We start from the raw sequence: 529 nt of genomic DNA, 5'->3' as shown, positions 1-529 counted from the left end.
CGGGTCACCGACATCCTGGCCCTCGCCCCGGACGCGTCGGAGCGGTCGCTTCTCGGGTTGGCCGCCGCGGTCGAGAGCGGAAGCAGCCACCCCATCGCCCGGGCCATCCTCGACCGGGCGAACACGGACGGGGTGCCGCTGCGGCCGACGCGGGACGCCCGCGCCATCCCCGGCAGGGCGGTGCAGGCCACGGTGATGGGCCAGACGGTGCTCGTCGCCTCCCCGCGCCACGCCGCCGAGAGCGCGCGGCTCGGCCCCGAGGCGGACCGCGCCGTCGCGGAGCTGGAGGCCGGCGGCAAGACGGTGGTCATCGTCGTCCGCGGCGCCGAGGCCCTGGGCGCCATCGCGGTCCGGGACGAGCCCCGCGCCGACGCGGCCGCCGGCATCGCGGCCCTGCGGAAGCTCGGCGTGCACAGCGTGATGCTGACCGGCGACAACCGCCGCACGGGCGGGGCGGTCGCGTCCGAGCTCGGCCTCGACGTGAAGGCCGAGCTCCTGCCCCAGGACAAGCTCGCCGAGATCGCGGCCC

1 protein-coding gene is annotated in these 529 nt (G+C 77.9%); it reads left to right on the top strand.

The features are described 5' to 3' along the window. Positions 1-529: HAD family hydrolase (locus tag AX737_RS00465; protein ID WP_156453438.1), on the top strand; the 529-nt coding region annotated here is incomplete at both ends.

It is taken from the genome of Methylobacterium sp. CCH5-D2 (genome assembly GCF_001556475.1).
In the GTDB taxonomy this organism is placed as follows: domain Bacteria; phylum Pseudomonadota; class Alphaproteobacteria; order Rhizobiales; family Beijerinckiaceae; genus Methylobacterium; species Methylobacterium hispanicum.
Note: the sequence above shows the minus strand (reverse complement) of the source record. Positions and strands in the feature narration are given on the sequence as shown.